General features: G+C 32.1%; 1 protein-coding gene. It reads right to left on the bottom strand.

From position 1 onward, the window contains the following. Positions 1–379: MarR family winged helix-turn-helix transcriptional regulator (locus tag B3Y13_RS00470; protein WP_296691936.1), on the bottom strand; the 379-nt coding region annotated here is incomplete at its 3' end. Positions 380–544 lie beyond the last annotated feature (165 nt).

Below are 544 nucleotides of genomic sequence, written 5' to 3'. Positions count from 1 at the left end.
AAGAAACCAGTTGATTTTTTTCTTGTTCGGAAAATTTTTTCCAGCAGTTTTGCATAAGTTTGTTCGATAAATCGTTTGTTTTTTCGTTATATTGGCTTCCTTTTGGAGTCAGTTGGATTTGTTTTTTTCGGCTGTCGTCCGGGTCTTTTTTTTCTTCAACTAAGCCAGCTTGTTCAAGTTTTTTTACAAGGGCTGTTGTTGTGGATTTATCGCGGTTTATTTTCTGAGAAAGTTCACTGAGCGAAAGGCTTTTTGTGCGGCTAAGACAAAAAAGAATGTTTCCGTGGCTTGTCGCGAGTNNTTTTTTTTGCAAAAAATTTTGGCTTTGAGAGTGAATGTGCGAAATTAGGCTTAAAATTGAATTCTGATCGTAAAACATTGAAGTAATTATAACCTTTTACGAAAAAAACAAGTAGCAAATTTAGAAAACAACAGATTGTTATTGTTTTTTTTGTTTGTTGTAAATGCGCTAGAATTTTATTAAAATGTGAAAATATTATTTTGCGAGGTTTTGAAATGTTTTCAGATATTGAAATTGCTCAAA

It is taken from the genome of Treponema sp. UBA7567 (genome assembly GCF_002476655.1).
Taxonomy (GTDB): domain Bacteria; phylum Spirochaetota; class Spirochaetia; order Treponematales; family Treponemataceae; genus Treponema_D.
The sequence above is the reverse complement of the archived record's forward strand: the minus strand, read 5'-3'. Positions and strand labels throughout refer to the sequence as shown.